Below are 18,953 nucleotides of genomic sequence, written 5' to 3'. Positions count from 1 at the left end.
GGGCCCCCTCCGCGCGTTGCGGTGGGGGCCCTCGGCCGTTGTGCGCGTACGCCGGGACCGCTCGGCCCCGGCGTGCCGCTCAGATCTCGAAGACCTCCTTGAGGAGCTGCGCCTGCTCCTCGGCGTGCCGCTTGCCCGAGCCCACGGCGGGCGAGGACGAGGACGGCCGGGAGACGCGCCGCAGCCGGTCCGCGTTCGGAACGGGCTCGGAGCCGATGATCAGGTCCAGGTGGTCGACCAGGTTGAGCGCGATGAACGGCCATGCGCCCTGGTTGGCCGGCTCCTCCTGGGCCCAGACGTACTTCTCGGCGTTGGCGAACCGCGCCATCTCGGTCTGGATCTCCTTGCCGGGCAGCGGGTAGAGCCGCTCCAGCCGGATGATCGCCGTGTCGGTCAGCCCGCGCTTGGCCCGCTCGGCGTCCAGGTCGTAGTAGACCTTGCCGGAGCAGAAGACGACCTTGCGGACCTTGGCCGGGTCGATCTGGCCGCTGTCCACCATCGTGTCACCGATCACCGGGCGGAAGCCGCCGCTGGTGAACTCCTCCGTCTTGGAGGCCGCCGCCTTCATCCGCAGCATCGACTTCGGGGTGAAGATGACCAGCGGCTTGTGGTGCGGGTTGTGCACCTGCCAGCGCAGCAGGTGGAAGTAGCTGGAGGGCAGCGACGGCATCGCGACCGTCATGCTGTTCTGCGCGCACAGCTGGAGGAACCGCTCGATACGGGCCGAGGAGTGGTCCGGGCCCTGGCCCTCGTAGCCGTGCGGCAGCAGCAGGGTGACACCAGAGGTCTGGTTCCACTTCTGCTCGGCCGAGGAGATGAACTCGTCGATGACCGTCTGCGCGCCGTTGGCGAAGTCGCCGAACTGCGCCTCCCACATCACCAGCGCCTCGGGGCGGGCCAGCGAGTAGCCGTACTCGAAGCCCATCGCCGCGTACTCGCTCAGCAGCGAGTCGTAGACGTTGTAGCGGGCCTGGTCGTCGGAGAGGTACAGCAGCGGGGTGTAGTCGTCGCCGGTGTTCTGGTCGAGCAGCACCGCGTGCCGCTGGCCGAACGTGCCGCGCCGCGAGTCCTGGCCCGCCAGCCGGACCGGGGTGCCCTCCATCAGCAGGGAGCCGATGGCCAGCGTCTCGCCCATGCCCCAGTCGATCGTGTCGTCCTCGACCATCTGCGCGCGGCGCTGGAGCTGCGGCGTCAGGCGCGGGTGCACCGAGATCCGCTCGGGGATGTTGACCTGGGACTCGGCGATCCGCTTGACGACCTCCTGGCTGATGGCCGTCTCCACGTGCACGGGGAACTCCGGCTGCGGCGCCGGGACCTCGGCGGGGGCGGGGGCCGACGTGGCGTCCCGCACCTCGGTGAAGACCTTCTCCAGCTGCCCCTGGAAGTCCTGGAGCGCCTGCTCGGCCTCCTCCAGCGTGATGTCGCCCCGGCCGATCAGCGACTCGGTGTACAGCTTGCGCACCGAGCGCTTGCGGTCGATCAGGTCGTACATCAGCGGCTGGGTGAACTTCGGGTTGTCGGTCTCGTTGTGACCGCGGCGCCGGTAGCAGATCAGGTCGATGACCACGTCCTTGTTGAACGCCTGCCGGTACTCGAACGCCAGCCGGGCCACCCGGACCACGGCCTCCGGGTCGTCGCCGTTCACATGGAAGATCGGCGCCTCGACCATCCGGGCCACGTCCGTCGAGTACATCGACGAGCGCGCCGACTCGGGGGCCGCGGTGAAGCCGACCTGGTTGTTGATGACGACGTGGATGGTGCCGCCGGTGCGGTAGCCGCGCAGCTGCGACATGTTCAGCGTCTCGGCCACCACGCCCTGGCCCGCGAAGGCCGCGTCACCGTGCAGCGCGATCGGCAGCACCGTGAAGTCCGTGCCGCCCTTGCCGATGATGTCCTGCTTGGCGCGTGCCACGCCCTCCAGGACCGGGTCGACGGCCTCCAGGTGGGAGGGGTTGGCGGTGAGCGAGACCTTGATCTGCTCGCCGTCCAGGCCGGTGAAGACGCCCTCGGCACCCAGGTGGTACTTCACGTCGCCGGAACCGTGCATCGACTTCGGGTCGAGGTTGCCCTCGAACTCCCGGAAGATCTGCGCGTACGGCTTGCCCACGATGTTCGCCAGCACGTTCAGCCGGCCGCGGTGCGCCATCCCGATGACGGCCTCGTCCAGCCGCGACTCGGCGGCCGCGTCGATGACCGCGTCCAGCAGCGGGATGACGGACTCGCCGCCCTCCAGCGAGAACCGCTTCTGGCCGACGTACTTGGTCTGCAGGAACGTCTCGAACGCCTCGGCGGCATTGAGCCGGCGCAGAATGCGCAGCTGCTCCTCGCGCTCCGGCTTGACGTGCTGCAGCTCGACCCGGTCCTGGATCCACTTGCGCTGCTTGGGGTCCTGGATGTGCATGTACTCGATGCCGGTGGTGCGGCAGTACGAGTCACGCAGCACGCCCAGGATGTCGCGCAGCTTCATCATGGACTTGCCGGCGAAGCCGCCGACCGCGAACTCCCGCTCCAGGTCCCACAGGGTGAGCCCGTGCTCGGTGATGTCCAGGTCGGGGTGCTTGCGCTGCTTGTACTCCAGCGGGTCGGTGTCGGCCATGATGTGGCCGCGCACCCGGTAGGAGTGGATCAGGTCGAAGACGCGCGCCGCCTTGGTGACGTCGTCGTCGTGCGAGGCGTCGATGTCCTGCATCCAGCGCACCGGCTCGTACGGGATGCGCAGCGCCTTGAAGATCTCGTCGTAGAAATTGTTCTCACCCAGCAGCAGGTTGGCCACCAGCCGCAGGAACTCGCCGGAGGCGGCGCCCTGGATGACGCGGTGGTCGTAGGTGCTGGTGAGCGTCATCACCTTGGAGACGCCGAGCCGGTTGAGGGTGTCCTGGGAGGTGCCCTGGAACTCCGCTGGGTACTCCATCGCGCCGACGCCCATGATCAGGCCCTGGCCCGGCATCAGCCGCGGCACGGAGTGGACGGTGCCGATGCCGCCGGGGTTGGTCAGCGAGCAGGTGACGCCGGAGAAGTCCTCCATCGTCAGCTTGTTGTTCCGGGCGCGGCGGACGATGTCCTCGTAGGCCTGCCAGAACTCGAAGAAGGTCAGCGTCTCGGCCTTCTTGATGCCCGCGACGACCAACTGGCGCTCGCCGTTGGCCTTCACCAGGTCGATGGCCAGGCCCAGGTTGACGTGGTCCGGCTTGACCAGGGTGGGCTTGCCGTCCTTCTCCGCGAAGGAGTGGTTCATCGACGGCATCGCCTTCAGCGCCTGCACCATGGCGTAGCCGATCAGGTGCGTGAAGGAGACCTTGCCGCCACGGGCGCGCTTGAGGTGGTTGTTGATGACGATGCGGTTGTCGAACAGCAGCTTCACCGGGACCGCGCGCACGGAGGTGGCCGTGGGCAGCTCCAGCGAGGCGTTCATGTTCTTCGCCACGGCCGCTGAGGGGCCGCGCAGCGCCACGTACTCCGGGCCCTCGGCGGGCTCGGCCTTGGCGGCCGGAGCCTTCGCGGCGGCCTGTGCGGGCTGCTGCGCCGCGGGCTTGGCGGGCTCGGCCTGCTTGGGCTGCGCCGGCTGCGGCTGCGCCGGCTCAGCGGGCTTCGCCTTCGCCGGAGCTGAGGCGCTCGGCTGCGCGGGCTGCTGCGGGGCAGCCTGCCCGGCGGCGGGTGCGGCCGGTGCCTGGGCCGACGCGGCCTTAGCGGGCGCCGGGGCGTTGTCCCGCGGGGTGCCCGCGCCGTCCGGCGCCGTGCTTCCGTCGGTGGACTCCGGCTGATAGTCAGCGAAGAAGTCCCACCAGGCTCGGTCTACCGAGTTCGGATCCTGGAGGTACTGCTGGTAGATCTCGTCGACGAGCCACTCGTTCGGCCCGAACGAAGGGCCAGGGTCCTTGCCCTGTCCGTCCTTCCGTTCCGTAGTGGTGCTCGATGAGCTGTTGGGGGACTGTGACGACACGGCGGCAACCGCCCTCTTCCGCTTCCTTAGGTGGTGGACAGCGGAAATAAAGGCTACGCCTCTCCGGACGATTGGTGGAGTCCGGGCCGCTCTTGGTCACGTACATCACATCGCAGCGCTGGTTTCGGGGCATGATTTGGCGGGAATCACTCCCGATTTTGCCCCGGCACCGGAACCGGGCAGCCCTCATTTCGCGTCCGCGGGGTCTCACCTGCGAGGGTACGTCAAGCCTGGGTGTCGCCCGTGCCCGGAAGGGTGAGCTGGATGCGACAGCCGCGGGGGGATTCGGCCACTCTGATCCGGCCCCCGTGCAGCTCGACCGCCCATCGGGCTATGGCCAGCCCCAGACCGGTCCCGCCGCCCGGGCTGATCCCGCCCTTGCGGCCCGTGGTCGACTCGGCGCTGTGCGTGCCGCTGAACCGGTCGAACACCCGCTCCCGCTCCGACTCGGGGATGCCGGGCCCCTCGTCCAGCACCTCGACCTCCAGTCCGCCGTCGCCGCCGGGGCCCGCACCCGGTCCCGCACCAGGGCCCGGCCTGGCTCTGACCGTGACCCGGCCGTGCTGCGGGCTGTGCTTGACGGCGTTGTCTATCAGGTTGGCCACCACCTGGTGCAGCCGTTCGGGGTCCGCGCAGGCCATCAGCTCGGGGGGTGAGACATCCAGATGGAGGTGGACGTCCTTGCGGGAGTGGCCCGAGCCCTTGCTCATGTTGGCCTCCTTCAGCACGCCCGCCAGATACGGCCACACCTCGAAGCGCCGCGAGCGCAGCGGCACCACGCCGTTGTCCAGCCGGGAGAGGTCCAGCAGGTGGTCCACCAGCCGGCCCAGCCGCTCGGTCTGCGACAGGGCCGTGCGCATCGTCTCGGGATCGGCCTCCGAGACGCCGTCCACCACGTTCTCCAGCACCGCGCGCAGCGCCGCGATGGGGGTGCGCAGCTCGTGCGAGACGTTGGCCACCAGCTCCTTGCGGTGCTGGTCGACCGCCTCCAGGTCGGCCGCCATCCGGTTGAAGTTCGCGGCCAGCTCGCCGAACTCGTCCCGCCGCTCACCGCGCACCCGTCGGGAGTAGTCGCCGCCCGCCATCGCCTTGGCCGCGTCGGTCATCTCGTCCAGCGGCGCCGTCAGCGACTGTGCCACGAACTGGGTGATCAGCAGCGAGGCGACGATGGAGATGATCGTGATGACCCGCAGCTCGGTCGCCGACTGCATGGCGAACAGCGCCAGCAGCGTGGTGATCACCACGGAGACGATCACCAGCGCGCCCAGCGCCGCCTTGACCGACCGGTACGGATCGACCGGCCGCAGCCCCTCCCACAGCCGCTCCCAGGTCCGCCCGCCGTACCGGACGGCGGCCCGGCGCAACCGGGCCGCAGCGCGGTTCAGGACGCGGATCACACGGCCCAGCGGGCGCGCGGCAGAGCGCGCACGGGAGGCCAGGGGGCGTGCGGCCGAACGTGTACGGGAGACCAGAGGGCCCGCGGTGGAGCGCGTACGGGCGGCCAGGAGGCGCGCCACAGCGCGGGTACGGGACGCCACGGAGCGTGCGGCCGATCGCGTACGCGAGGCCAGGGCGCGCGCCAGAGAGCGGGTACGGGCCGTCAGGGAGAAGGACACGGAAGCGGACACCTTGCTCCGTCCCCTCCGCCGGTCAGGAGCTCTCCGCAGCGGCGCCCGGCACCGGCGCCGCAGCACCGTCCGGGCCGGGGGTCTCCAGCGCGTATCCGACACCGTGCACGGTGCGGATACGCTCCGCGCCGATCTTGCGCCGGAGGGCCTTTATATGGCTGTCCACGGTGCGGGTGCCGGAGGCGTCGGCCCAGTCCCACACCTCGGCCAGCAGCTGCTCGCGCGAGAGCACCGCACGGGGGGAGTGCGCCAGGCACACCAGCAGGTCGAATTCGGTGGGCGTCAGATGCACGTCGTCGCCGGTGACCCGCACCCGCCGCTGTGCGTGGTCGATCTCCAGTTCCCCGAGCCGGAGTATGCCGCTGCGCGGCGTGTGCGCGGCCAGCGTCGCGCGCTCCACCCTGCGCAGCAGCACGTGCACCCGCGCCGCGACCTCGCGCATGGAGAACGGCTTGGTCATGTAGTCGTCGGCGCCCACACCGAGGCCGACCAGCATGTCCGTCTCGTCGTCCCGCGCCGTCAGCATCAGCACCGGCACCGGGCGCTGCGCCTGTACCCGGCGGCAGACCTCCAGGCCGTCGAAGCCGGGCAGCATCACATCCAGCACCAGCAGGTCCGGCTGCCACGCCTCGGCGGTGTCCACGGCGGCGGGTCCGTCGCCCGCCGTCTGCACCTGGAAGCCCTCGGCCCGCAGCCGCCGCGCTATGGCATCGACGATGGTGGGGTCGTCCTCTACGACGAGGATGCGACGCTGGGCGCCCGGGGTGGTCGCGGCGGCAGCGCCGCCAGGTGTCTGAGTGGTGTTCTTCTGGTCCATACGACCCCGCCCCTGTGGCTCTTTCCGGCTTTCCTGGGACAGCAGCGTAAGGGCCTGCTGACGGCTTCGGCTACGCCGGTCGTACTCCGAAGTGGACCACGTCGGGGACGCCTCGGGCGACCCGGATCTCATCCGTCCGAACGCGGCAGAATCCCGCATTACGCAGACATCCCTCGAATGTCGGCGACGGCTGTGCCGACCAGACGGCGAGCACGCCGCCGGGTGCCAGGGCCGCCCGGCAGGCGGCCAGTCCGGCCGGCGAGTATAGGGTCGCGTTGTCGTCGGTGACCGTCCAGTCGGGGCCGTTGTCGATGTCCAGGCACATGGCGTCGAAGCGCCGCCCGGCCGCGGCCGACCCGTGCACGTACGCCACCAGGTCGGCCTCCACCAGCTCGGTACGGGGGTCGGCCAGCGCCCGCCCGGAGAGCGTTGACAGCGGCCCGCTGCGGTGCCAGTCGAGGATCGCGGGCTCGCGTTCGACGACGCTGATCCGGCCCCAGCGCGGCTCGTCCGCCGCCTCGGCCAGTGAGAAGCCGACGCCGAGGCCGCCGATCAGCAACCGTGGTCCGGCTGTTGCGTCCTTTGTGTCCTTCGGGTTCTCCGCGTCTTTCGTGTTCTCCGCGCCGAGCTCGTCCAGCGCCGCGCGTACGAGCAGCCGTTCCGAGCGCCCGTCGGAGGTGTCCATCAGGAAGCAGCCGTTGGCGATGATCTCGAAGTGCGGCCCGCGCCGCCGCAGTACGACCTCGCCGAACGGCCCCTCCCGCCGCTCGACGGTGACCGGCTGCTCCTCGGCTGCGGGACCTGTGGGCGCTGCTGACGTGGGCGGCGTCGTGGGGTTCGGCATGGGGGAAGCGTAGGACGCCGGCGGCCGATCGCTGACAGCGAACAGATCTCTCCCCGACGCGGGGGAACATACGGAGCCTCAAAAGCATTGAGTGGGTATTACTCAACTTGCCTGCCTAGGGAGAGATCATGGCTGCTGAGTCCCTGGAGTCCACACCGCTCACCCTGCCCGTGCTGCCGATCGACGCCGAGGACGGCGTCGTGCTGCCGGGAATGGTGGTGCCGCTGGATCTCTCGGACAGCGACGTGAGGGCCGCCGTCGACGCCGCGAAGTCCGCGGCCTCGGACGCGCCGGACGGGGAGAAGCCCCGGGTGCTGCTGGTCCCGCGGGTTGAGGGCAACTACGCCGAGATCGGCGTCGAGGGCCGCGTGGAGCAGATCGGGCGCCTCGCCGACGGCGACCCCGGCGCCCTCATCCGCGGGCTGCGCCGGATCCGGGTCGGCACCGGGACGACGGGGCCGGGCGCCGCCCTGTGGGTGGAGGGAACGCCCGTCACCGAGACGGTGCCCGACCCCCTGCCCGGCCACGTTGCCGAGCAGATGAAGGAGTACAAGGCCCTCATCACCGACTGGCTGCGCAAGCGCGGCGCCTGGCAGGTCGTCGACCGGGTGCAGCAGATCGACCACGTGGGCCAGCTCGCCGACAACGCGGGCTACTCCCCGTTCCTGTCCACCGAGCAGAAGCTGAAGCTGCTGGAGACCACCGAACCGGTCGAGCGGCTGAGGATCGCCACGACGGCGTTGCGCGACCACCTGGCCGAGCAGGACGTCGCCGAGTCCATCGCCAAGGACGTCCAGGAGGGCGTCGACAAGCAGCAGCGCGAATTCCTGCTGCGCCGTCAGCTCGAGGCGGTCCGCAAGGAACTGGCCGAGCTGAACGGCGACCCCGAGGACGAGAGCGAGGACTACCGCGCCCGCGTCGAGGCCGCCGACCTGCCCGAGGAGGTCGAGAAGGCCGCCCTCAAGGAGGTCGACAAGCTGGAACGCTCCAGCGACCAGTCCCCCGAGGGCAGCTGGATCCGCACCTGGCTCGACACCGTCCTGGAGATGCCCTGGAACGAGCGCACCGAGGACGCCTACGACATCACCGGCGCGCAGGCCGTCCTCGACGCCGACCACGCAGGGCTCCAGGACGTCAAGGAGCGCATCACCGAGTACCTGGCCGTACGCAAGCGGCGCACCGAGCGCGGTCTCGGTGTGGTCGGCGGCCGGCGCGGAGGCGCGGTGCTGGCGCTGACCGGGCCGCCCGGGGTCGGTAAGACCTCGCTCGGCGAGAGCGTCGCCCGCGCGATGGGCCGCAAGTTCGTCCGGGTCGCGCTCGGCGGCGTCCGCGACGAGGCGGAGATCCGCGGCCACCGGCGTACCTACGTCGGCGCCCAGCCCGGCCGCATCGTCCGCGCCGTCAAGGAAGCCGGCTCCATGAACCCGGTCGTCCTGCTGGACGAGGTCGACAAGGTCGGCTCCGACTTCCGCGGCGACCCGGCGGCAGCGCTGCTGGAGGTGCTGGACCCGGCGCAGAACCACACCTTCCGGGACCACTACCTGGAGGTCGAACTGGACCTGTCGGACGTCGTCTTCCTGGCCACCGCCAACGTCCTGGAGGCCATCCCGCAGCCGCTGCTCGACCGGATGGAGGTCGTCGAGCTCGACGGCTACACCGAGCACGAGAAGATCACCATCGCCCGCGACCACCTGCTGCCCCGTCAGCTGGAGCGCGCCGGACTGGAGAGCGGCGAGGTGGCCTTCGAGGAGGCGGCACTGCGCAAGCTCGCCGCCGAGTACACCCGTGAGGCCGGCGTCCGCTCCCTGGAGCGGTCCGTGCAGCGGGTGCTGCGCAAGGTCGCTGCCAAGCACCAGCTGGGCGAGGCCGAGCTGCCGTACACCGTCGGGGTGGACGAGCTGCGCACGCTGATCGGCCGCCCACGGCACACCCCGGAGGCCGCACAGGACCCGGCCGAGCGCCGCACGGCCGTGCCGGGGGTGGCCACCGGTCTGGCCGTCACCGGTTCAGGGGGTGACGTACTCTTCGTCGAGGCGTCGCTGGCCGACCCCGAGACGGGCGCCTCAGGGCTCACCCTGACCGGCCAGCTCGGCGACGTGATGAAGGAGTCCGCGCACATCGCCCTCTCCTACCTGCGCTCGCGCGGCGCGGAGCTGGAGCTGCCGGTCGGCGATCTGAAGGAGCGGGGCATCCACCTGCACGTACCGGCAGGCGCCGTGCCCAAGGACGGTCCCAGCGCCGGGATCACCATGACGACAGCGCTGGCCTCGCTGCTCAGCGGCCGTCAGGTGCGGCCCGAGGTGGCGATGACCGGTGAGGTCTCACTGACGGGGCGGGTGCTGCCCATCGGCGGCGTCAAGCAGAAGCTCCTGGCGGCGCACCGCGCCGGGGTGACCACCGTGATCATCCCGAAGCGGAACGAGCCCGACCTGGACGACGTCCCGGCGGAGGTGCTGGACGACCTCGACGTCCACCCCGTCTCCGACGTCCGCCAGGTCCTGGAGCTGGCCCTGACCCCCGCCCAGACCCCCGCCCGGGAGACGCCGGTCGCGGCGTGACGGACGCGACCGGCAACAGAGTGGCCCCCACCGTGCGGTGGGGGCCACTCATGCGTGCTGGAGCGCAGGTGCTGCGGGCTCAGCCGCCGTTGGCCAGCACCTTCAGCCGGTCCATCGCACCATTGAAGTAGTTGTGGTCACCCACGGTCGGGCCACTGGAGGTGTACTGCCAGAAGGTCCAGAAGCCCCAGCCGGCCGGGAGGGTGCCCGGCGAGGACGCGTAGCGGGCGATCCACAGCGGGTTCGAGTTGCCGAACGCGCTGCTGTTGCCGGTGCACTGGGTCCACCAGCTGGTGGTGGTGTAGATGACCGCGTCGCGCCCGGTCTTGGCCTTGTACGTGCTGGTGAAGTCCTTGATCCAGTTCACCATCGCGCTCTGGCTCAGGCCGTAGCAGGTCGCGCCGTAGGGGTTGTACTCGATGTCGAGCACGCCCGGCAGCGTCTTGCCGTCCTTGCTCCAGCCGCCGCCGTTGCTGGCGAAGTAGTTCGCCTGGGTGGCCCCGCTGGAGGAGTTGGGCAGCGCGAAGTGGTACGCGCCCCGGATCATGCCCACGTTGTAGGAGCCGTTGTACTGCTGGGCGAAGTAGGGGTTCTTGTAGCTGGTGCCCTCGGTCGCCTTGGAGTAGGCGAACCGGACGCCGCTGTTCCAGAGGGTCGACCAGGCCACGTTGCCCTGGTGACTGCTGACGTCCACACCGTGGACCGTCGCGAGCAGGCCCGCGCGCTTCTTGTCGGGCGGATTACCGTGCGTGGAGTCGGCCTCGTGCATCTGGACACCCGCGCCCATCCAGGCTTCCCCGGGCTTTCCGGGCGCCTTGGGGTTGCCGCGCAGGCCCTCCGCGCCCTTGGCCGAATCCGTGGACTTACCGGACGCGGCGGACGTGGCCGACTTCGTGCTGTTGTCCCCGTTGTCGGGAACCGCTGATGCCGCGCCCGGAAGTGCCAGTACGAGCGCGAGAAGGGAGACGAACATCCCGACGACAGCCGCGATTCCACGTCTGTGCCGGGCCGTACCGGATCTGAAGCTGGGCATCGCTGCCTCCGGAGCCTCGATGGTGGGGGTCTGGTACGTGCGTAGTATTTACTGATGTGGGGGGTTTTGCTCTGCGACGCGCGGAGTGACTACACGCCAATGGTGTGCCCATGTCAGGGCGAACGTACGCGCGTAGACCGGCCACGCGGAAGATGCCCTGCCGTCTGCCGTTGGTCTACTCCTGCGAAATACTGGCAGAGCTGGGACTATCGGGCTGGGCTGGAGATAAGTTTCTTCATGGAAAACGCCGGAGACACCACTGACGTGCACAAGAACTCCACGGACTCCACCGTCTCCACGGGTCACGCGGAGGCGGGGAGCCCCGCGGATGCCGGGGGCTCCTCGGGTCACGCAGACCCCGCCGAGTCGTTCGGCCCCGAAGGGCTCGACGTGGAACGCGAGTTGACCGTCTTCCTGCGCCGCGCCCGTGCCTCGTCCGGCGAAATGGCCCGGCAGGTCCACCCCGACCTGGAACCAGCCGCCTACGGACTGCTGGTGCGGCTGGAGGACGCGGGCGAGCAGCGGGCGACCGAACTGGCCACCTACTTCGGCGTCGGCAAGGCGACGATAAGCCGTCAGCTCCACGCACTGGAGCGGCTCGGCCTGGTGGACCGGCGGCCCGACCCCGCGGACCGCCGCGCCTCACTTGTCCGTCTCACCACGGAGGGCCACGAGCGGTTCACCCGGGTACGGGACGCGCGCCGTCTCTCGTACGCGCGCAAGCTGGCCGCCTGGGACCGCCGCGAGATCGCCGAGCTGGCCCGCCTCCTGCACCGCTTCAACTCGCTGGCCGACCAGGAGGAGTGAGCCCGCAGCTGCCTCCGCCCCTCCTACCGGCCGACACCCGCCGCAGCACCGGCCTTCACGCCCACCGCCCCTCGCAGCTCGCTCCGCAGCTCGGGCGTCAGCACATGGCCCGCCCGGCCCACGAAGAGCCCCATCTGATAGCCGACCGCCCCCATGTCGCAGTCGGCCGCGGCATGCACACCCAGCAGTGAGCCGTCCCCGATGGCCATGATGAGCAGTGCGCCCTCGTCCATGGACACCATGGTCTGCTTCACCGCACCGCCGTCCATCAGACCGGCGGCGGCGACGGTGAGCGACGCCACCCCGGAGACGAGCGTGGCCAGATCGCCACTGGAACCCCGGGGACCCTTGGGGCCGCGCGCCCCGTCACCCCTACGCCGCCGCCTGGGCAACCCGCCCCGTACGGGCAACGCTTCCCGTACGGCGCCCGGGTCCTCGCGGACCGCCCGCTGCTCGGGCACCGACGCCGCGACCGCTTCCCGGGTCTCGGCTGCCTCCCCCGGGATGGCTGCCTCCCTGGCCGTCAGCGCGGCGGATCCGTGCTCGACGCCCAGTGCGGGATCGGACGCGAGCAGCAGCAGCCCGTCCGACGAGACGACGGCCACGGAGCGGATGCCCGGCACCTCTTCGACCAACTTGTCGAGCAGCCAACGGAGGTTCTGTGCTTCCGTACTGCCGGACGTAACTGTGCTGAGCGGGTTCACTTACGTGCCTCCTGTGGCGGTACCACCGTCGACCTGCGCCCCCGCTCGCTCTTCCGCATCGTCGGTGCTCTCGGTCTGCTGCTCGGCCCGTGACTCCTGCCCGGGCTGCTGGTTGTCCTGGCTGTGCCGGCCCTGCTGGTTGTGCCGGCTCTGCCGGCCTTGTTCGGTCTCCGTCGGACTCCCGGCCGCGGTATGCGCCATGGCGTCCCGCAGGCCCTCCCGGGCGCCCTGCTGGAACCCGTCGAGCTTGCGCCGCAGTTCCTCAGCAGTCGTTCCGCCCTTGCGCTGATGCGGTGCGGTCGGCTCGCGCGGTGTCTCCCTGCGGACTCGCTGGGGCAGGCCCGGATGCGTGACGGAAGCCGGCGGCTCCGCCTGCTCGCCCCGCTCTCCCAGCTCCGCGTGCGTCTGCGTCGCGGACCGGTCCGCTGCCTCCGAGCCCTCGGGCTCCTCGGCCTGGGTGGGTGCCTGGTCATCGGTGCGGGAGTGCTCGTCCTCGGCGGGAGCGGGACCGCTCTCGTCCTGAGGGGACTCGTCCTCGTGCTGAGGGGGCTCGCCCGCGTTCAGAGAGGGCTCGCTCCCCGCGGCGGCGCCGGACGTCTGTGTGCGGTCGACACCGTCGAGCACCAGCGCATGCGGGACCGTCACCTCGGCTGCGGTGCCGCCGCCTTCCCGCCCGCGCAGCCGCACCCGTATCCGGTGCCGCGCCGACAGCCGGGCGACCACGGACATGCCCAGCCCCCAGGGCCCGCTCCCGTCGTCCTCCGCCACCTGTGACGCGTCCAGCCGGGTGTTGAGCGCGGCGAGCCGTGGCCCGGGCACACCCTCGCCCTCGTCCTCCACGGACACCAGGGCCTCGCCGCTCGCCAGCATCCGCGCACTCAGCCGTACTGCGGTCTCCGCAGGAGAGAACGCGGCAGCATTGTCGAGAAGTTCGGCGACCAGGTGGCTCAGGTCGTCGGCAGCGGAACCGTCGACCCGCACCTCCGGCGGCAGCGTCCCCAGCTCGACCCGCTCGTACTGGGCTATTTCACTGACAGCGGCACGCAGCACATCCAGCAGCGGAGCCGGTGCGGCGGGCGCGGACGGTGCCCCGCGCTCGGGTCGCTCCGCGCCTGCCAGCAGCAGCAGGTTCTCGCTGTGCCGCCGCATCCGGGTCGCCAGATGGTCCAGCTTGAAGAGGGTGTCGAGCCGGTCGGGGTCGGCCTCCCTCTCCTCCAGCCCCTCGATGATGCCGAGCTGCCGCTCGACCAGGGTGAGCGTACGGCTGCCCAGATCGGCAAAGGCGCTGTGGTCCGCTGCTTCGCCCCCCGCCGTCGGCGCGGCCGACTGCTCGCGCGCTGCCTGCCCTGCCTCCAGTTCCGTGCGCAGTGCGGCGAATTCCTCGGTCAGCAGTTGGTGCTTCTCGGTCAGTTGTGCCTTTTCGACGGCCAGCTGGTCCTGTTCCCGCTCCGCACAGGCGGACCGGCGCCGCAGCTCGGCCGCACCGGCCCGCAGCGAGTTGAGAGCTCTCACCACTTCGGCGAACTCGTCGTTCCTGCCGCGGAAGGTGATCGGCTCCTCGCCCACCGGGTCCTTGGCCAGCCGCTGCGAACCGCGCTTGAGCACCGACAGCGGGCGGGTGAGCGACCGTGCCGTGGCGATGCTGAGCGCGACGGCGAGCAGCAGACACCCGCCGACCAGACCGGCGCGCAGCTGTAGCGCCGTCACATCGTCGTCCCGCAGCTTCTCGAGCCGCTTGACCTCCGCGACGGCGAACGACGACTGCACCCCGCGCATATGCGCCAGACGCGCCGAGACGGAGCTGTCGAACCGCTCCCGGTCCAACGCGCGGGCACCGGCCGTGAGGTGGTTCTGCGCGGTGACGGTCGTCAGATAGCGCTCGGCGACGTTGACGTCCGTGCCGTTGACGGTCGTGCTGTAGCTGTCGCGGGCCTTGGCGTCGGCCGTCTCCTCGAAGTCGGAGAGCGCCGCCTGCTCCCGCAGGCGCGCCTGTCCCGCCGCCGTGACCAGCGGCCGCTGTGAACCCTGCCCCGCCAGCGCCGCCTCCAGCAGTCCGCGCGTGGCGGATGCCTGATCGACGGCCCGTGCGAGATCAGGCAGCGCCGCCGCGGTCCGGTTCTCCGCCCGCGCCGGCAGACCGTCGGCGATGCCGCGCGTGAGGTGACGGAGGGCCTGGATGATCTCGGAGTACGCCTCGTAGGAAGCCAGCGGGCTGCCCCTGCCCCGCATGGCGCCCTGCCGTGCGGCGGGCAGCTTCTTGACGGCCTTGACGACCGCCTCGGGGGACGCGGACGGAGCGGCGGCCTCGGATCCTGACGGCGCTGAGGACGCGGCCGCCCGCAGCTCCTGTGCCTGCCGGTCCACCCGATCGCGCTGCGCCTCACTGACGCCGGTTCCGCCCTTGCCACTGCGACCCGCCGCCACGTACTCGACCATGCCGTCGCGCTCGTCGGCCAGAGAGTGGGAGAAGGCGATCGCCTGCTGGTTGAGCCGAGCCAGATCGACGAGCTCCTGCGCATCGGCGGCGTCCTGGGAACCCGCGACGAGGGTGGGCGCCCCTGCACCGACAACCGCCGCCGCACACACCACGACGGACACCAGCAACCTGTTGCGCACCCGCGCGCGCCTGCGTCCCACAGGAGTGGTCGCCTCCGTTTCCGGGGAGGCAGTGGCGCCGGGGCCGGTCGCCGTGGCCTGGGGAACGTCCGCTCTGAGACGCTTCTTCTTCCGCACCCGCACTCGCAATCTCGTCCCGCCTCTCCCGGAGGGCCCGGGCGGCACAGTCCAACGTGTGTGGCGAGAGGGTGGCCCCGCCCCCGCGTCGGCACCCTCTGCGACCTTCGGTTCCCAGCCATCTCTCCGGGCCTCCGGCCGCGCGGTGCTCCGCAGCGGTGTCCCCACACTCGACGACCGACCTTGGCAGTGCGCTCCTGAGGCGGGTGAGAATCCCCTGCTGGGCCACCCGAAGGAGTGAACATCACTCCTCGGCGGCGGAACAACTCGGCCTGAGTCGGGCGCTGTCCGTACCTCGGGCGCTGGTTGGAAATCCGCCCCGCGTCCTGGCAGGATGCCTGCCGCGCTTTGTGGAAGGCCAGATTCCGTTCGGTGTCCGGTCGGTTTCCGGCCGGTCGCGCCCGCGCGCGCCCGGCCGCGCGTTACCGCAACACGAGGGCGTGGCGGCACCGGACGCCGGTCTCCGACGGTCCTGGGCGCACCAGTCGCGGCGGACACCGGCCGCTCGGAGATCGGCCGTCCGGCACACTGCGAGTCATGCGCATCGACATGGTCACCGAGCCCGGAAATCCTCCACGTCGCAACGAGGATTACGTCTCGGCCTCCCTGCCCGCCTCCGGCTCGGGCGGCGCACTCGTGGTGCTGGACGGAGTCACTCCGCCGGAGGACACGGACGGTTGCCGCCACGGCGTGCCGTGGTTCGTGGCGCGGCTCGGCGGTGCACTCCTCGAACTGGCGGGAGCCCGCCGGGATATGACACTGGCTGAATGCCTCGCTGTCGCGGTGGCCCGAACGGCGGACGCGCACCGCGAGACATGTGATCTTTTTCACCCGCGTACCCCTCAGGCAACCGCCGTTGCTGCCCGGTGGGACGACGAGCGGGTCGAACACCTGGTGCTGTCGGACTCCGCACTCCTCGTGGAGGCTGCGGACGGCACCGTGCACCCGATTCTCGATCGGCGGCTGGCCGAACTGCCGCCCGCCGTCCAGGCCCTGCGCGACCGCGTCCGGCTTACCGGCGAGGAAGCGGACCGCGCGGCCTATGTGCGCGCTGTCGAGGGGCTGCGCAACGCACCCGACGGCAGCGGTTTCTACACGGCCGCCGCCGACCCGGGCGTCGCCGCACAGGCGGTGACGGGAAGTCACCCCCGAGCAGACGTCCGCGCCCTGCTCGCCCTCACCGACGGCGCCAGCCGCTGGACCGAGACCTTCCACCTCGGCGACTGGGCCGGTCTCCTTGCCCTCGTCCGGAAAGAGGGTCCGCGCTCCCTCATCCACCGCGTCCGCACAGCCGAGTCGGAGTCGGCGCCCAGCCGTGGCAAGCGGCACGACGACGCCACCGTGCTGCTGGCCGAGCTGGACTGAGGCCACCAACCGCCCCGAGCGCGCACGCCGCACCGAGGCGGCCAACCGTGCCCAGGCTGCTGACCACACCGAGGCCATCGCCCGGCCCCAGGCCCCTAACCGCGCCCGGGCCGCCACCGCCGGCGCGGCCATAGCCGGTACAGCCAGCAACGCCCGCCCATTGCTTGCCACCGGCCGGCCGACGCTGGCCCAGGCCGGGCTCAGGGTCGAGGCCGAGGACGGGGCCGACGCCGAGGACCGGGCCGAATCCAGGGCCATGGCCGGTGCCGGTTCCGAGGCCGAGTCCGGGACCAGGCCAGAGCCCGGGTCAGGGCCGGTACCGGGGACCAAGCCGTGGCCCAGGACCAGCGCCGAGCCCGGCGCCGAGTCCAGGGCCACTGCCGGTGCCGGCGCTGAGGCCGAATCCGGGACCAGGGCCGGTGCCGAGGCCGAGTGCGGGACTGGGCCCTGCGGCGAGTCAGGCGTCCCGACGGACGCGCTGTCGCCCGGCGCCCCGTCCCGCCACATCGGCGACCTCATGCCCGCCGTCCGTCCGGGCGGACCGCACCGATGGGCGGGTCGGCGGCGAGCGGTGTCAGCCGCACCACGCTCCCGGGCCGAGGGGCCTGCACCACCCTGCCCCCTCCCGCGTACATGCCCACATGCGTTGCACCCTCGAAGTAGATGACCAGGTCGCCGGGGCGCAGCTTGGCCAACGGAACCCTCGGCAACTGCCGCCACTGCTCCTGGCTGGTGCGCGGAATCTCGCGGTCCGCATGGCGCCATGCCTGCCAGGTGAGCCCCGAGCAGTCGAACGCCCCCGGGCCCTCGGCTCCCCACACATACGGCTTGCCGACCTGCTTCAACGCCCACTCCAGAGCCTTCCGACCCGGCGCGGAAGGGGAGACCGCACCACTCGGGTCCAGCGCTCCCGACTCCACCAGCTTCCGCTGTGCGGCGTCCATGCGGTCCTGCTCCAACTCGTGCAGCCGGGTGAGCTGATCCCCGGTCAGCGACGAAAGCAGCGTCTCGACCTTCCTCAGCCGCTTGCGCACCTCGTTCCGCTGTTTCTTCTTGCGCTTGGCCAGCCGTTCCTGCCGTGCCACCGCCGCGCGCGCCCGCTTGGCCGCCGCCGCGTGCCGCTGTTTACCTGCGGTCAGCCTCCGTACCGTGGCCGCCTGGTCGCCTGCCGCTCGCTGCAGCAGATGCCCGCGCTCCAGCAGCTGGTAGGGGTCGCGCGTGAGCAGCAGCTGCACTGTCGGCGGGAGACCGGTGCCCTCGCCCCGATACTGCTGCCGGGCCAGTTCGCCCGCTTGCATCCGTCCGTCCGCCAGCGCGTGCCGGGCCCGGGAGAGTTTGGACTGCGCCCGGCGGGCGGCCGCACGCTGGGTCTTGAGCTTCTCCGCGGTGCCGTTGTACGCCTCTGACGCCGCCTCAGTGCGCTGATACAGCAGACTGAGCTCGCCCAGCAGCTCACCGACGGACTTGCGCCCCGCATCAGGCGGCCCCGCCGCCGGCCCCGGCTCAGGGTTGCCCGGCGCCCTCCCAGTCGCCGCCGGAGCGGCACCCGTCCCCGACGGGGCCGCGGGCCCCAACACCATCACGGCTGCGAGTACGCACCCGAGCAGCACCACACCGACGCCTGGCCTGACCTGGGCCGCCGGCCCCTCTCTGCGCGCCGTTCGCGCCCTCGTATCCAGCAATCCCCGCAGCATCCGCAACATCGGCAACACGCTCAACACCGCACACCTCGCTCCCGAGCGGCGTCTCCCCGTCGTCGACCGCTCTGCCGCGATCGTGGCACGGGCAAGGCCACCGGCTCAGAGCGAGCCAAGCGGCTGGGGGCACGTCTCTCACCCGATCGAGAGACCCCAGGGCCCGCTCCCGCCCCCGGCGGACCGAACAGGCGCACGCCGACGCGGGCTGGAACGTGCCGGGCGGTGACGACGAGGGCGGGCGGACTCGCTGGTCCAGGGCTGCTCACGCGTGCTGCAGCCGTCCGCGAGCCCGAAAACGCCCGCCCCTACCCCCACCACGCAAGCCGTGTCCAGCGCCCTCGGTCCGACCCTTATCACCCGTACGTGTGAGAAGCCCCGCGGCTGCCTCACCAGCGCCCCTCACCAGCCCCGTCAGTGCCTCTCACCGACGCCTCTCCACCAGAGCGCCCGGCCGGGCCCCTCACCAGCGCCCCTCACCAGCGGCTCCTCACCAGCGGCTCCTCACCGTCCCCAACCTCTCCGCCCGACCAGCGCCCGTGCGGCGTCCGCGCGTTCGCCAGTCTCATGGAGGTACGGCTCAGGAAGCCACTCTCGCGCCGGGCGGGTGGCCGTGCCCGAGAGGTCAAGGGTGTGGGCCAGCGATTCGGGGTGCGGGCGGGCCTCGGGCGTCTTGTGCAGGCACGAGAGCAGCGGCACGCACAGGGCGTCGGGCACCCCGGTCAGGTCCGGGCCCTCACGCGCCGAAGGCAGCGGGCTCCCCGCGAACGGATGCCGCGCGCTCGCCGCCAGCACCAGCACGGCGCCCAGCGCGAAGACATCCTCGGCCC

At 71.3% G+C, this 18,953-nt stretch carries 11 protein-coding genes and 1 pseudogene; 3 read left to right on the top strand and 9 right to left on the bottom strand.

The genetic code is table 11. The features are described 5' to 3' along the window. Positions 1-79: 79 nt before the first annotated feature. The 4 genes from ITI46_RS24820 to ITI46_RS24805 all read right to left on the bottom strand — a co-directional run bounded on the left by ITI46_RS24820 (position 80) and on the right by ITI46_RS24805 (position 7,229). Positions 80-3,940, bottom strand: coding sequence for a multifunctional oxoglutarate decarboxylase/oxoglutarate dehydrogenase thiamine pyrophosphate-binding subunit/dihydrolipoyllysine-residue succinyltransferase subunit (locus tag ITI46_RS24820; RefSeq protein WP_209241956.1), 3,861 nt, complete (start codon positions 3,938-3,940; stop codon positions 80-82). 224 nt (positions 3,941-4,164) lie between these two features. After that, positions 4,165-5,325 carry a HAMP domain-containing sensor histidine kinase gene (locus tag ITI46_RS24815; RefSeq protein WP_247746540.1) on the bottom strand — a complete coding sequence of 387 codons (1,161 nt, stop codon included), beginning with the start codon at positions 5,323-5,325 and terminating at the stop codon, positions 4,165-4,167. Positions 5,326-5,590: 265 nt separating this feature from the next. Further along, positions 5,591-6,385, bottom strand: a complete 795-nt coding sequence (locus tag ITI46_RS24810) for a response regulator transcription factor (protein WP_209241955.1) — start codon at positions 6,383-6,385, stop codon at positions 5,591-5,593. A gap of 70 nt (positions 6,386-6,455) precedes the next feature. Then, the gene (locus tag ITI46_RS24805; protein WP_209241954.1) at positions 6,456-7,229 is read right to left on the bottom strand and encodes a spermidine synthase family protein; all 774 of its coding nucleotides are present in this window, start codon (positions 7,227-7,229) and stop codon (positions 6,456-6,458) included. A gap of 128 nt (positions 7,230-7,357) precedes the next feature. Between ITI46_RS24805 and lon the strand changes: the two genes are divergently transcribed. After that, entirely contained in the window at positions 7,358-9,787 is a 2,430-nt protein-coding gene (gene lon, locus ITI46_RS24800) for an endopeptidase La (protein WP_209241953.1), read from the top strand. Positions 9,788-9,866: 79 nt separating this feature from the next. On the opposite strand, the gene ITI46_RS24795 is transcribed toward lon, so the two are convergent. Beyond that, a complete protein-coding gene (locus ITI46_RS24795) occupies positions 9,867-10,820 on the bottom strand; it encodes a lysozyme (protein ID WP_247746536.1) in 954 nt (317 codons plus the stop codon). Positions 10,821-11,057: 237 nt separating this feature from the next. On the opposite strand from ITI46_RS24795, the gene ITI46_RS24790 reads away from it, so the two are divergent. Next, complete coding sequence (locus ITI46_RS24790; protein WP_247746535.1) at positions 11,058-11,627, top strand: MarR family winged helix-turn-helix transcriptional regulator; 570 nt, start codon at positions 11,058-11,060, stop codon at positions 11,625-11,627. 23 nt (positions 11,628-11,650) lie between these two features. Here ITI46_RS24790 and ITI46_RS24785 read toward each other — a convergent pair whose 3' ends face one another. Both ITI46_RS24785 and ITI46_RS24780 read right to left on the bottom strand, forming a co-directional pair. After that, a complete protein-coding gene (locus ITI46_RS24785; RefSeq protein ID WP_209241952.1) occupies positions 11,651-12,331 on the bottom strand; it encodes a roadblock/LC7 domain-containing protein in 681 nt (226 codons plus the stop codon). Further along, a complete protein-coding gene (locus tag ITI46_RS24780) occupies positions 12,332-14,968 on the bottom strand; it encodes a sensor histidine kinase (protein ID WP_209241951.1) in 2,637 nt (878 codons plus the stop codon). 633 nt (positions 14,969-15,601) lie between these two features. Between ITI46_RS24780 and ITI46_RS24775 the strand changes: the two genes are divergently transcribed. After that, complete coding sequence (locus ITI46_RS24775; RefSeq protein ID WP_209241950.1) at positions 15,602-16,429, top strand: protein phosphatase 2C domain-containing protein; 828 nt, start codon at positions 15,602-15,604, stop codon at positions 16,427-16,429. A 515-nt stretch (positions 16,430-16,944) separates the two neighbouring features. On the opposite strand, the gene ITI46_RS24770 is transcribed toward ITI46_RS24775, so the two are convergent. Then, positions 16,945-18,042, bottom strand: a complete 1,098-nt coding sequence (locus tag ITI46_RS24770) for a C40 family peptidase (protein ID WP_307808310.1) — start codon at positions 18,040-18,042, stop codon at positions 16,945-16,947. A gap of 585 nt (positions 18,043-18,627) precedes the next feature. Then, positions 18,628-18,953 (bottom strand): annotated as a pseudogene (locus tag ITI46_RS24765) (serine/threonine protein kinase); the annotation flags it as partial.

It is taken from the genome of Streptomyces oryzae (genome assembly GCF_017676365.1).
In the GTDB taxonomy this organism is placed as follows: domain Bacteria; phylum Actinomycetota; class Actinomycetes; order Streptomycetales; family Streptomycetaceae; genus Streptomyces; species Streptomyces oryzae.
The sequence above is the reverse complement of the archived record's forward strand: the minus strand, read 5'-3'. Positions and strand labels throughout refer to the sequence as shown.